The organism is Sheuella amnicola, assembly GCF_010499255.1.
Classification (GTDB): Bacteria; Pseudomonadota; Gammaproteobacteria; order Burkholderiales; family Burkholderiaceae_B; genus Zwartia; species Zwartia amnicola.
This window is the reverse complement of sequence record NZ_JAAGRN010000001.1, coordinates 366,014-379,593: the sequence shown is the minus strand read 5'-3', so window position 1 is coordinate 379,593 and position 13,580 is coordinate 366,014. Positions and strand designations below refer to the sequence as shown.

The window sequence follows — 13,580 nt, the reverse complement described above, 5'->3', positions numbered from 1 at the left end:
TTCATTGTGTCAAATACTAGCATTGCGGACAATACGCCAAGACCTTCCGGACGTGCAGTCGATGCATTGCGCATGGTCAGAATTCAACGCAAGTTTACGCGTTACGCAGAGGGATCGGTGCTAATTTGCATGGGAGAAACCCAGGTCTTATGCACTGCAAGCGTCCTGGACAAGGTCCCACCATTTTTAAAAGGCAAGGGGCAGGGATGGGTGACTGCAGAATACGGTATGTTGCCACGGTCGACCCATACCCGAAGTGATCGTGAGGCCGCACGCGGCAAACAATCCGGGCGCACTCAGGAAATCCAGCGATTAATCGGCCGCAGTCTGCGGGCAGTCATGGATATGACAAAACTTGGCGAACGCACCATTCAAATCGATTGTGATGTTTTGCAAGCAGATGGCGGAACCAGGTGCGCGAGCATCACCGGCGCATGGATTGCAGTTGCGGATGCTGTGGATAGTTTGATCACAGGAGGATTGTTAACCAGCAATCCTCTGATCGATTCGGTCGCAGCTATTTCTGTGGGCAATGTGGGAGGGCGTGCGGTTCTGGACCTGGACTATCTGGAGGATTCCGGATGTGATGCAGACATGAACGTTGTCATGACCGGATCCGGGAAATACGTTGAAGTGCAGGGAACGGCCGAAGGACGCACTTTCGACCGGAACCAACTGAACGACTTGCTTGGCCTAGCTGAAGCTGGTATCCGTCAACTGACAGAACACCAACTTTCCAGCCGCCGTTAGGCGACAAACCGCTTAAACGGTTCGTCCTCCATCGACCGGTAATTCGACGCCGGTCAAAAAGGATGCCTCTTCCGATGCCAGGAATACAGCTGCGTTTGCAATATCGCTCGGTACGCTCAAGCGTCCCATTGGAATGGTCGAGATAAATCTGGCGCGGTTTTCAGGCGTGTCCGGGACTCCCATGAAGTCACCCAGCATGCCTGTATCACCCATTACCGGGCAAATAACGTTCACGCGGATGTTATCCGGCGCCAGTTCGACGGCAAGCGACTTGGTCAATAGGTTGGCCGCACCTTTGGATGCGTTATACCAGGTCAATCCCGGGCGCGGACGAATGCCGGCAGTAGATCCAACGTTGATGATGCAACCGGATTTTTTGGCGCGCATCATGGGTACGACTGCGTTAATCATGTGATAAATGGCTTTCACATTCACATCAAAGCAACGATCGAACGTAGCTTCATCAACATTGAGAAATGGCTGATTTTTGTGGGTATAGCCTGCGTTGTTCACAACGATGTCCACGCCACCGAACTGACTGATCGCCAAGGCGACAGCGGCATCAACATCGGGGCGCTTGCTGACGTCGCAGCGAATGGCGACTGCAGACGATCCGATTTCGGCGGCAACTTTGCGCGCACCTTCCTCGTTCAGGTCGGCGATGACGACTTTCGCGCCTTCGCGTGCATACATACGTGCAGTTTCAGCGCCGAAACCACTTGCTGCTCCGGTAACGATCGCTACTTTATTTTTTAATCGCATTTTTAAATCTTCCAGTTTGCCGTATTGATTAAGGCTTTGCCAACAAGGGACCCAGCTTGTCCTGTTTACGAATATTCCAGACAGTTTGAATCAATTGTTTGACCTGATTATCAGTTGCGGCGCCAAGATAGGTTCCCAAGCGCATGGATTTATCTTCGATTTCGGGACGGGAAAGTGTATTGCCCGGATCACCTTTGGGCTCGTCGACACGACCTTCGAACACACGGCCATCACGGGTTTTGACAGTGACTTTGCCAATCCAGCGCTGCGGATATGCGGTATCGACTTCTTCGTCCAATTCCATCGTAACAAGGTCGCGGAACGCGGCGACTTCCTGATCTTTGAGCGCACGATCGAAGTTAGCGAGGTCTGCCGAGTTTTTCAATGCGATCAAGGCAAGAACCGTACCCATGGAAAACTTGGACTGATGTACCGTTTGTGGATCGGTGACTGGACCAAGCACGTCAATTGCACCCTGATGCACACGCGTAATGACTGATGCAATATCGCTTGCCTTCAAGCCGTGTTCACGCATGACGAATTGCAAGGCATCTGCTGCCGGATGAGTATGACGGCATGAGGCATGGTATTTGAATGATGTTTCCGCCAGCGCCCAGCGTGTCCCGAGACGATCGACCAGTTTGGCTGGATCTGCGTCAAGTGACATGCCTGCGCCCATGCCCTGCAAGCCTTCAAGAATACGACGCGCACCTGTAAAACCGTCCTGTGCCAGATAGGCGGCAGTCAATCCACTTGCGGCTGCATGAGCTGTATGCAATTGTTTCGAGTCGGCGGCATCCCTCAAGAACTCCCATAAACCAGCGGCCTGTGTGCCACCCGAACCAATTGCATTGAGCATTTGCTCGGGATTCAGCTTGAGCAGGCGTCCCACTGTAACGGCGGCAGCCACCGTGCCGGCAGTTCCTGTCGTATGAAAAATCTTGTAATGCGAACGACCTAAAAACTCGCCAATACGAATGCCGACCTCATAGCCAGCTACTGCAGCTGTTATGAGTTCTTTGCCCGATGCCCCGATGGCCTGAGCCACCGCGATTGCAGGGGGGAACACAACTGCTGCCGGGTGGAAAACAGAGCCGTTATGCACATCATCCTGTTCGACAACGTGGGCTGCGGCGGCATTCACCATGGCTGCGAACATGGGTGAGGTCAGGTGACGATTCACATAGTCTTCCGACTGTCCGTTTGCCGGACCCATGAGTTCCGCGTACTTGGCGATCGCCTTGACGGGACGGGCTGTCGAACCGGCCAAAATCGAAGCCATGGTGTCAAGCAGCAAATCTTCGCAGCGACTCGCTACGGACTCAGGGATGTCCGCAAAGTTCAAACCAGAAGCAAATTTTGCCAATTCCGCACTTGGGTGCAGGACGCTTGGCGCACTTGGCGATCGTAAGGCCGTCATAATGAATCTCCGTGGTTTTTATTGGAATGATTAGAACGAACGCGGCAAGCCGAGAACGTGCTCTGCCACATAAGACAAAATCAAATTGGTCGAAATCGGCGCCACCTGATAAAGGCGTGTTTCGCGGAACTTGCGCTCGACATCATATTCGCAGGCGAAACCAAATCCACCATGGAATTGCAAGCAAGCATTCGCGGCTTCCCAGGATGCATCGGCGGCAAGCAGTTTTGCCATGTTAGCTTGCGTGCCGCAATGTTGCTTGGAATCGAACAGGCGGGCTGCTTCGTAACGCATCAAGCTTGCGGCTTCCACATTGATAAACGCACGTGCGATCGGGAATTGAACGCCCTGATTTTGACCGATAGGACGACCGAATACGACACGATCCTTTACGTATGCAGAAACGCGATCGACGAACCAGTAACCGTCACCGATACACTCGGCGGCAATAAGCACGCGCTCTGCATTCAATCCGTCGAGAATATATTTAAATCCTTTGCCTTCTTCGCCGATCAGGTTTTCAGCTGGAATTTCAAGGTTGTCGAAAAAAAGTTCGTTTGTTTCATGGTTAACCATGTTCAGAATGGGACGCACTTCCATCCCTTTACCAATCGCCTCACGAAGATCGACGATAAAGATCGACATGCCTTCGGATTTTTTAGCAACCTGGTCCAGAGGGGTGGTCCGTGCAAGCAAAATCATCAAGTCAGAGTGCTGGATGCGGGAGATCCATACTTTTTGACCGTTGATGACGTATTTATCGCCCTTTTTGACAGCAGTTGTCTTGATTTTGGTTGTGTCAGTGCCGGTGGTAGGCTCTGTGACCCCCATGGATTGGAGTCGTAATTCACCTGCAGCTATTTTGGGCAGGTAAAGATTCTTTTGAGTCTCGGATCCATGGCGCAACAAGGTTCCCATGTTGTACATCTGGCCATGGCATGCACCCGAGTTGCCGCCGGATCGGTTGATCTCTTCCATAATGATGGAGGCCTCGGTCAGGCCAAGTCCGGAACCGCCGTATTCCTGTGGAATCAAGGCTGCAAGCCAGCCGGCTTGGGTCAGAGCGTTAACAAAATCTTCCGGATAACCACGTGCTTCGTCAATTTTGCGGAAATATTCATCGGGGAATTGTTTACACAGGTCGCGAACGGCGTCACGGATGTCTTGGTATTTGTCTGAGTGCGAAGTCATGAGGTTGTCTTATGATTGCGGTTGATATACAAGCGTTAATGTGCCCCAGGCAGCGATAATTGCCAATTGACGTTTAGTTAACACGGGCTTTTTGATTGATTAAGTTCAGGCTTGAAACATGGCAAACCACTTCGATTTAACCGACTTGCAGCTTATCGTGAATATTGGCGACGCCAGCAGTCTGACACGTGGAGCAGAAAAGTCACATCTTTCTCTGCCTGCTGCCTCAAACCGCGTAAAAAATCTTGAGGATCATTTTGGTACGCGCTTGTTTCATCGAAATAGCCAAGGCGTGACCTTAACGCCTAGTGGAGAGGCTTTTTTAAGGCACGCAAGGCAAGTTCTGCGTCAAATCGAGCATTTGCGTGGCGACATTCATGAGTATGCACGGGGTATCAAAGGGCAAGTCAGGATGATGGCCAACACGACAGCCATGACAGAGTTCATGCCAGCCGTGTTGAGCAGTTATTTAGCCTCACATCCGGATGTCACTGTTGAGTTGCGTGAACGATTGAGTTATCTCATCGTCAAGGCCGTTTCAGAAGGGGCGGCAGACATTGGTATCGTGGCCGGAAGGCCGGCTGCCTCCGACCTCGAGTTTTTGCCCTATCAGGAAGACCGGCTTGTTCTCGTGACGCCTTTAGACCATCAGCTTGGGGGCCTTGACGAGGTGTCGTTCGCCGATACGATGTCTTTTGAATACGTCGGCCTTTCTGAGTGGAGTGCAATTCATGCCTTTCTGATCCAGGCTGCGAACAGTATCGGTCATCCTTTCAGATTCAGGGTGGAAGTGAGTAATTTCGAAACGGTTTGTCGCATGATCGAAAAGGGAGTTGGAATCGGCGTGGTTCCGGAGCGGGCCGCACAGCGATATGCGCAACGTCTAAATATTAAATTGGTTCGAATTTCGGACGAGTGGGCAGAACGCAAATTGCACGTATGCGTGAGAAGCCTGGAACAGTTGCCTGTATTTGCACGCGAACTCGTCAACATGCTGACTCGTGATGTTCCCCAGCAAGTTTTGACCAGTACCCAATTTAAGTCGAAAAAAACATGACCATCCTGAATCAAGTTGTGCTTGCGTCAAGCAATCCCGGAAAAATCAAAGAGTTTTCTGCCTTACTCAACCCGTTGGGAATTGAACTCATACCACAATCGACGCTTGGTATTTCAGATGCCCAAGAGCCATTCCTGACTTTTGTCGAAAATGCTTTGGCCAAGGCTCGACATGCAAGTCATTATTCGGGTCGCGCCGCCATGGCCGACGATTCCGGGATTTGCGTCTCTGCACTGCAAGGTGAACCGGGAGTGCATTCGGCCCGCTTTGCCGAGCAAGAGTTTGGATCGAGATCTGACGAAGCCAACAATCGCAAGCTCATAGGGCTGTTGCAGGATCAAGCCGATCGTTCGGCGTGGTATGTCGCAGTCTTGGTTTTGGTCCTCAGGGCCGATGATCCACAGCCGATCATCGCCCAGGCAATCTGGAAAGGCCAAATAGTCGACCAGCCTCAGGGAAACAATGGATTCGGATACGATCCTCATTTCTATCTTCCTGAAGAAGGATGTACTGCCGCATCCTTATCGATTGAGCGCAAAAACCAAATCAGCCACCGGGCGAAAGCTTTGAAAATGCTTCATGCACAGCTCATCGAGCACAATCTGATTGCATGAAAAAAGTCATTGAAATCGTCTCGGAATCGAGTCTAAAAAATAATCATCGAGTCGCTGGCGTATCCGGCGTGGGTGAGGCGGATTTTTCAACGCCGCACTTGATGGCGTTGCCGCCATTAACACTCTACGTTCATGTGCCTTGGTGCGTTCGCAAATGTCCTTATTGTGACTTTAATTCTCATCAGGCTCCGGACTCTTTGCCTGAGGAACTTTATCTGAAGGCGCTTGAGGCGGATTTGGAGCAGTCCTTGCCCGAGATATGGGGGAGGCAGGTTCATGCCATATTCATTGGAGGTGGCACACCAAGCCTGCTATCCGAAGGCGCGATCGACAAGATGCTTGCCATGTTCAGATCAAGGTTGTCCGTTTGGCCGGATGCAGAAATTACGCTTGAAGCCAATCCCGGTACTGTCGAGGCAAACCGCTTCTCATCTTATGCGGAAAGCGGAATTAACAGGTTATCGATTGGCATTCAGTCATTCAATGATCATGCCTTGAAGAAACTGGGTCGCATTCATGATTCTGCGCAGGCCCGCAAGGCGATCGACATTGCGCAGCGAGCGGTGCCGCGTATCAATCTTGATCTGATGTTTGCTCTACCGGGTCAAACTCTTGCTGAGTGCATCGCCGATGCGAACCAGGCACTTTCATTCGGCACAGAACACTTGTCCATGTATCAGCTGACGATCGAGTCGCAGACAGTATTTGCAAAATATCCTCCTGAGTTGCCTGAAGATGACTTGTCAGCCGAAATGGAACAAACGATCGAGCAGATGGCCAGTCAGGCTGGGTTTGAGCGTTATGAAGTTTCGGCCTTTGCTAAAAAAGGCGCACGATCGAGACATAACCTCAACTATTGGGAGTTTGGTGATTATCTTGGTGTCGGGCCCGGGGCGCACAGCAAAATTTCTTTTCCCGATCGAATCATCAGATATGCCCGAACTCGCAATCCTGAGTCGTGGATGCAGGGCTCAATCGCAAGAGATGGATCCCATCTTTCCGAAACGCGCTCTTTGACCGCTCAAGATCTGCCGTTCGAATTCATGCTGAACGCGCTTAGATTACGGGAAGGGGTGCCGTTATCGCTGTACACTGATCGTAGTGGTCTGAATGTGGCGACACTATCGCGCCCCCTCCAGACGGCGATCCAAAAAGGCTTGCTATTTCCTGATCCCACGCGGTTTAAGGCAACACAGCAAGGCTGGCTCTTTTTAAACGAACTGCAAAGTTTGTTTTTATAATTGCACCATTAAAGTGCATATTATTTGCACCAATATGGTGTTTAAGCACTATTATGGTGCTTATATAACTAATTTTATGCGTGACCGCTTAGTTAAAATAGCTGGCATGAAATTTGCTTAAGCAATATCAAACAGTGAATTTTTGTTTTATCACTAACAATTCAACAACCACATTTACTTGTACCGGAGCCAAAATGAGCACTCCTCAAGATGTTCTGAAAATGATCGCTGAAAATGAAGTCAAATTCGTCGACTTCCGTTTCACGGATACCATGGGCAAAGAACAGCACGTTTCCGTGCCTGTTAGCCAAATTAACGAGGATAAACTCAAGGAAGGCCAGGCTTTTGATGGCTCTTCAATTGGCGGCTGGAAGGGTATCGAAGCTTCCGACATGCTGCTGATCCCAGACATGGCTACGGCCAATCTGGATCCTTTCCGTGAAGAATCGACGCTGATTCTGACTTGCGATGTCGTTGAACCGACCGACATGAAAGGCTATGAGCGTGATCCACGCTCTTTGGCCAAGCGGGCCGAAGCCTACCTGAAGTCGAGCGGTCTGGGTGATACCGCCTTCTTTGGTCCTGAACCAGAGTTTTTCGTATTTGATGGCGTCACCTGGGGTGATGACATGTCAGGCTGCTTCCTCAAAATCAAGTCTGATGAAGCATACTGGTCAAGCGGTATCGACAGCGAAGGCGGCAATCTTGCCCATCGCCCGAAAGTCAAAGGCGGATATTTCCCCGTTCCTCCCGTTGATTCAATGCAGGATATGCGCTCCGAAATGTGTATCCTCCTCGAAGAAGCCGGCATCCCGGTCGAGGTGCATCACCACGAGGTCGCAGGTGCGGGTCAGCTTGAAATTGGTACCAAGTTCAGCACGCTGGTTCAGCGCGCCGACTGGAACCAGTTAATGAAGTACATCATTCATAACGTTGCGCATGCATATGGCAAGACGGCTACTTTCATGCCCAAGCCAATCGTTGGCGACAACGGTTCGGGCATGCACGTTCACCAGTCGATCTGGAAAGATGGCCAGAACCTTTTTGCCGGCAACGGTTACGCAGGACTGTCCGAATTTGCAATGTATTACATCGGCGGCATCATCAAGCATGCTCGCGCATTGAATGCCATCACCAATCCCGGCACCAACTCCTACAAGCGTTTGGTTCCGCACTACGAAGCACCGGTCAAGCTTGCCTACTCGGCACGTAACCGTTCTGCGTCGATTCGCATTCCCTACGTCGGCAATCCCAAAGGTCGTCGAATTGAAACGCGTTTCCCCGATCCTTTGGCCAACCCATACCTGTGCTTCTCAGCACTGATGATGGCTGGTCTGGATGGTGTTCAGAACAAGATTCATCCTGGCGATCCCGCAGACAAGAACTTGTACGATTTGCCACCCGAAGAAGACGCAAAGATCCCGACAGTTTGCAGTTCGCTCGAGCAGGCGCTCGATGAACTCGATCGTGATCGCGAGTTCCTGACCCGTGGTGGTGTGTTCACCAATGAAATGCTTGACGCGTATGTCGCTCTGAAGATGCAGGAAGTTAACCGCCTGCGTATGACGACCCATCCGGTCGAGTTCGACATGTACTACAGCCTGTAATTAGCTGAAAAGGGGGTCGGCTCAACTTCAACCGACCCGACTCCCATGAAGTTCGTAGAAGCCTATGACCTACTTGCTACAACAGTTCTATTACTGAACTCTGAGGGCGAGGTGGTTGTGGCGAACTCAGCCGCCGAAGCAATGTTTGGGCGGTCGAGACGCCATTTGATTGGTCAGCCAGCCGTTCAGCTGTTTGATCGTGATCCATCAGTCGAGCAATCTATTCGCCAAGCTTGCCAAGGCGAGTTAGCTGATTGTCGTCAATTTGCAATGATCCGTCGCGGTTTCGAGCCTGTTGAAGTAGCGGTGACTTCCATTGCGTTGACTCAACAACCATGGAGTGCATTGCTTGAAATCAAAGATATCGAGCAAAGTGTCCTGGTCGACCGTAGCGTCAGAATTGTCGAGGAAATCGACAAACAACATGAGCTTTTACGAAATCTCGCGCATGAAGTAAAAAATCCGTTAGGCGGATTGAGAGGAGCTGCGCAATTACTCGAGTCCGAGTTGCCGGACCCTTCTCTGCAAGAATACACGCGCGTCATTATTTCCGAAGCGGACCGTCTGCAGACACTGGTTGATCGTTTGGCCGCGCCACAACGCATGCCGGTTCAATGGCAATCCGTCAACATCCATGAAATTTGTGAGAGGGTCTGTGCGCTGATACGAGCGGAATTCCGGGATGTTGCGATATTGCGTGACTATGACGCTTCGATGCCGGAGTTCAAAGCAGATCAGGCACGACTGATGCAAGCTCTGTTGAATGTGGTCCGGAATGCGGCTCAAATTCTCAGTGCTAATCCAGCAACGACTTCACCACGGATTACGATTAAGACACGAGTCGCACGTCAAGTGCTGCTTAAGCATAAACAACATCGAATGGCTGTTGTCGTTTCTGTTATCGACAATGGCCCTGGTGTACCGGATACGTTGAGAGACAGGATTTTTCATCCGTTGGTCACTGGACGTGATGGTGGCACAGGCTTGGGCCTAAGCCTGGCACAAGACTTTTTGCAACAGCACGGTGGCGTGATTGAGTTCGATTCGCACCCCGGTCATACAGAATTTAGATTGTTATTGCCCCTGGAGCCCTTATGAAACCAGTTTGGATAGTCGATGATGATCAGGCCATTCGCTGGGTCCTCGAAAAGGCCTTGAGTCGTGCCGGAATACAGACAAGAAGTTTCGCTTATGCAAGCGATGTGACCGAAGCGTTAGCAACTGACGTTCCCTGCGCATTGATTTCGGATATCAGGATGCCGGGAATGAATGGTCTTGAACTGCTCAAGAGTGTCAAGCTTAAGCATCCATCCTTGCCGGTGATCATCATGACGGCGTTTAGCGATCTGGATAGCACGGTTTCGGCTTTTCAAGGAGGAGCATTCGATTTTCTCGCTAAACCTTTCGATGTGAATGAAGCCGTAGCCTTGATTAGCAGGGCGATTCAAGAGTCGGTGACGGAGAAAGCGAGCGATGCGCCTGCACCTGTATCTGAACCTCAGGCTAAAGGGCTGTTGACGCAATCTTCATCAGTTGCTATGCAGGAGGTGTTTCGAGCGATAGGAAGACTTGCACAATCGAACGTCACTGTTTTGATTACCGGAGAGTCAGGCACGGGTAAAGAACTTGTCGCGCATGCCCTTCATAGTCATGGAATTCGGGCAAAGGGTCCGTTTGTTGCATTGAATACCGCCGCGATTCCCCGCGATCTTCTCGAGGCCGAGCTCTTTGGTCATGAGCGTGGCGCTTTCACCGGTGCAAATACACTTCGTCGTGGTCGATTTGAAGAAGCGAGTGGAGGAACTCTGTTTCTGGACGAAATCGGCGATATGCCATTTGAGTTGCAGACTCGTTTACTGCGGGTACTTTCCGATGGCACTTTTTATCGTGTGGGTGGTTCGCAGCCTATCAAAGTTGATGTTCGTATAGTTGCGGCAACGCATCAGCCACTTGAAGCTCATGTTCAGGAAGGAAAATTTCGTGAAGATTTGTTTCATAGGTTGAATGTTATCCGCTTGCGCTTGCCTCCACTCAGAGAGCGACGCGAGGACATTCCCGAGCTTGCGCGTCACTTTTTGAGCTTGAGCGCACGCGCGTTGGGTGTTACTGTCAAACGTTTATCGGATGAAGCGATCGAAGCCCTGGTTCAGTTCAATTATCCTGGAAACGTTAGGCAACTTGAAAACTTCTGTCACTGGATAACGGTCATGGCACCCGGACAAACAGTCGATTATGTTGACCTACCTCCCGAGGTAAGATCAATCAATGAATCGACTCCCCAGATTGGCGAAACAGTTCAATCGATGGTCTCAATTCAATCATGGCAGCAACTTTTGTATCAGGACGCCAATCTCAGGCTTTTAAAGTCCGAGCCAGAAGTTTGGGCGACGCTCACTAATCAGTTTGAACAAACATTGCTTAAAGCTTCGCTGGATGTGTCTCGTGGACGTCGAGTTGAAGCAGCGACCAGACTCGGTCTTGGTCGCAATACGATTACTCGCAAGCTGCGTGAGCTTGGTATGGATCGGTCGCTGATTGAAACCAGCCAGTAAATTCACCATTCCTGATTTCGCCGATTCTATCGCCTACAGTTTTCGCTTCTTCTAGGCTATGAGTCACCATCAGGGCAGTACAGTTTGTTGATTTCAGGATGTCACGCACTTGTTGCGCAAGCGCAGCGCGTAAATCCAGATCAAGATTTGAAAATGGCTCGTCAAGAAGCAATAATGCAGGCGAGGGTGCCAGCGACCTGGCAAGGGCAACACGTTGCTGCTGCCCGCCAGATAGTTCGTGAGGATAGCGCTTGCCCATTTGACGCATACTGACCAGGTCCAGCATATCCTGTATTCGCCTGTTTTTATCGGCATGACTTAGCTTGTTTAATCCGAATCCGATATTGCCTTCAACGGTCAAATGCGGAAACAGTGCATAGTCCTGAAACATCAGGCCGATATGTCGATCTTCAACGGGCATACTGTAACCGGGGTTCGCAATCAAATTCCCGTTCATGTAAATCGAACCAGAAGACAAAGTCTCGAATCCGGCAATAGCACGCAGCAAGGTCGATTTGCCGCAACCGGATTTGCCCATAAGACAACCAATTTCCCCCTTGTCTAGCTCAAGTGTCAAATTTCGGATAAGTGACCGGCAATCACTGCGATCATTAATATTGATCGATAGATTATTGATGGATAGATATGAATTCATGATTTCAATTGCCTGACTTGTTGTAGTCTCGTCAAGTAAATCAAGGGGAGTATTCCGATCAGTACTATCAGCAATGCTGCAGTCGCACCGTCTTCATAGCTTCCTCTCGAGGCATCTGCATAGAGTAATGTGGCTAAGGTCTCAGTGCCGATCGGTCGCAAGAGTAACGTGGTCGGAAGCTCTTTCATCGTTTCGACAAATACAAGCAGTGCGGCACTGAGCAAGGCCGGTCTGAGCATTGGGATATGAATCAAAGCAAGTATCGATGTCGCGCTTCGTCCAAGGGTACGAGCCGCCTGGTCCAAGCGAATTGAAATGCGTCCGTATCCAGCCTCGATATTACTGACTGCCATACCCAGAAATCGTATCGTGCATGCGGTGACAATCCCGGCACTGGTTCCCAGCATGACAAGGTTAGCGTTTCGAATTTCAAAAAAATGAGCAATCTGCTTGAAAAAGCTATCCAGAAAAGAGTAGGGCGACAATAATCCGATCGCTAATACAGTACCGGGTAAAAAATATCCAATCTTGGTCGAATTCAAAATTAGATTATTTGGATGATTCCGGTCGGTGCGCTGTTTGAATCGAGTCATCAGCCATACGACAACGGTTGCGATAATGATCACGATCAATGTCACTATCATTGAGATTTTGAAAGAGGAAGCCGCAGCTGCAAGCAATTCACGACTAAAAATCGGTTGATGAGAGGCGCGCTGAATCACTTGGTGCAAAAGATATCCTGCAGGCAGAACGAATCCTAGAAGAACTGGTACCCAACCTAATGCAACGATCACTGACCCCTTCAATCCTCTCAATGGTTTAGGCTGCATGGGGTGTGAGTTTTTAGGCTGCGAATATTTAATGCGATGTCTGGACAATTTTTCGATCGATGAAACAATCAGCATCATCAAAACGAGCATCAATGCGATTCGAGCTGCGCTCGTCAGATCCCCTTTCGATATCCAGGTAACGTAAAGTTCGACCGTAGCGGTTCGCACACCCAGAAACTCTGAAGCACCGACATCATTTACGACCTCAAGCAGAGCGATGCCGACGCCAGCAGCAATTCCGGGCCTTGCATGCGGCAGTGCCAATCTCCAGAATACACTTTTTGATGAGGCCCCCAAAATACGCGCAGACTCGATCAGGTTTGCCGGTATTGTCAAAAACATTGCCTTGCTGCTGATATAAACATAAGGAAACAAAACAAATCCAAGCAATAGAATCGCCGCGAAGATGTTTCTGATGTCTGGAAGTTTCAAATCCTTTGGACTAGAAATGTCGAGTGTTGATCTGATGAGCGTCTGAATCGGTCCGAGAGGATGGAGTAGATCCAGGTAAGAATAGGCCATGATGTACGTCGGTATAGCCATGGGCAAAAGCAGGGCAAACTTTAATATCTGCCGACTTCTGAATTGGTAAGCTGTTACCAGCCAGGCCAGACCAGTCCCCAGAATGGCGACAAGAAGCCCCACACCGGCAGATAGAATGACGGTTTGAGCAAACGACCTTAAGCGCTGAAATCCTAACAATTCGCTCCATGCGGCTTGATCGAATTTGAATCCAATGGTCAGTATCGATAAAACCGGCACCATGATCGTTAGTGCAACGATTGCAGGTAACAGATTTTTAAATTTGACGAGGGTCATTAAATAAGACTTTGCTTAAGTCATGAATTTGTATCATTTTAATGCAAACGATAACGATTCGTATTTGAATATAATAGCATAC

General features: G+C 50.0%; 12 protein-coding genes. 7 read left to right on the top strand and 5 right to left on the bottom strand.

What is annotated here, in order from left to right:
- The first annotated feature begins 6 nt into the window (after window positions 1–6).
- A complete protein-coding gene (gene rph, locus G3I67_RS01865; RefSeq protein WP_311197029.1) occupies window positions 7–750 on the top strand; it encodes a ribonuclease PH in 744 nt (247 codons plus the stop codon).
- A gap of 12 nt (window positions 751–762) precedes the next feature.
- Here the strand turns inward: rph and G3I67_RS01860 are convergent, their stop codons facing one another.
- From G3I67_RS01860 to G3I67_RS01850, 3 genes are read right to left on the bottom strand one after another with little or no spacing between them, the layout of a single operon-like run.
- The gene (locus G3I67_RS01860; protein WP_163651253.1) at window positions 763–1,512 is read right to left on the bottom strand and encodes an SDR family oxidoreductase; all 750 of its coding nucleotides are present in this window, start codon (window positions 1,510–1,512) and stop codon (window positions 763–765) included.
- 28 nt (window positions 1,513–1,540) lie between these two features.
- Window positions 1,541–2,932 carry an MmgE/PrpD family protein gene (locus G3I67_RS01855; RefSeq protein WP_163651252.1) on the bottom strand — a complete coding sequence of 464 codons (1,392 nt, stop codon included), beginning with the start codon at window positions 2,930–2,932 and terminating at the stop codon, window positions 1,541–1,543.
- Window positions 2,933–2,962: 30 nt separating this feature from the next.
- The gene (locus G3I67_RS01850; protein WP_163651251.1) at window positions 2,963–4,123 is read right to left on the bottom strand and encodes an acyl-CoA dehydrogenase family protein; all 1,161 of its coding nucleotides are present in this window, start codon (window positions 4,121–4,123) and stop codon (window positions 2,963–2,965) included.
- A gap of 118 nt (window positions 4,124–4,241) precedes the next feature.
- On the opposite strand from G3I67_RS01850, the gene G3I67_RS01845 reads away from it, so the two are divergent.
- The 6 genes from G3I67_RS01845 (at window position 4,242) to ntrC (ending at window position 11,194) form a co-directional block, all read left to right on the top strand.
- The gene (locus G3I67_RS01845; RefSeq protein ID WP_163651250.1) at window positions 4,242–5,180 is read left to right on the top strand and encodes a LysR family transcriptional regulator; all 939 of its coding nucleotides are present in this window, start codon (window positions 4,242–4,244) and stop codon (window positions 5,178–5,180) included.
- Window positions 5,177–5,794 carry an RdgB/HAM1 family non-canonical purine NTP pyrophosphatase gene (gene rdgB, locus G3I67_RS01840; RefSeq protein WP_163651249.1) on the top strand — a complete coding sequence of 206 codons (618 nt, stop codon included), beginning with the start codon at window positions 5,177–5,179 and terminating at the stop codon, window positions 5,792–5,794. Before G3I67_RS01845 ends, rdgB begins: the two co-directional genes overlap by 4 nt.
- A 101-nt stretch (window positions 5,795–5,895) precedes the next feature.
- Window positions 5,896–7,035: a radical SAM family heme chaperone HemW gene (hemW, locus tag G3I67_RS01835; RefSeq protein WP_235931629.1), complete on the top strand. Its 1,140-nt coding sequence runs from the start codon at window positions 5,896–5,898 to the stop codon at window positions 7,033–7,035.
- 194 nt (window positions 7,036–7,229) lie between these two features.
- A complete protein-coding gene (gene glnA, locus G3I67_RS01830) occupies window positions 7,230–8,642 on the top strand; it encodes a type I glutamate--ammonia ligase (protein WP_163651247.1) in 1,413 nt (470 codons plus the stop codon).
- Between the two features lie 45 nt (window positions 8,643–8,687).
- Entirely contained in the window at window positions 8,688–9,740 is a 1,053-nt protein-coding gene (gene glnL / locus G3I67_RS01825; protein ID WP_163651246.1) for a nitrogen regulation protein NR(II), read from the top strand.
- On the top strand, window positions 9,737–11,194 hold the full coding sequence (ntrC, locus tag G3I67_RS01820) for a nitrogen regulation protein NR(I) (RefSeq protein WP_163651245.1): 1,458 nt from the start codon (window positions 9,737–9,739) through the stop codon (window positions 11,192–11,194). Before glnL ends, ntrC begins: the two co-directional genes overlap by 4 nt.
- Here the strand turns inward: ntrC and G3I67_RS01815 are convergent.
- Together G3I67_RS01815 and G3I67_RS01810 are read right to left on the bottom strand one after the other, a co-directional pair.
- Complete coding sequence (locus G3I67_RS01815) at window positions 11,136–11,849, bottom strand: ABC transporter ATP-binding protein (RefSeq protein WP_163651244.1); 714 nt, start codon at window positions 11,847–11,849, stop codon at window positions 11,136–11,138. The two genes, ntrC and G3I67_RS01815, sit on opposite strands and share 59 nt — an antisense overlap.
- A complete protein-coding gene (locus G3I67_RS01810) occupies window positions 11,846–13,498 on the bottom strand; it encodes an ABC transporter permease (RefSeq protein ID WP_163651243.1) in 1,653 nt (550 codons plus the stop codon). Before G3I67_RS01810 ends, G3I67_RS01815 begins: the two co-directional genes overlap by 4 nt.
- Window positions 13,499–13,580: the final 82 nt, after the last annotated feature.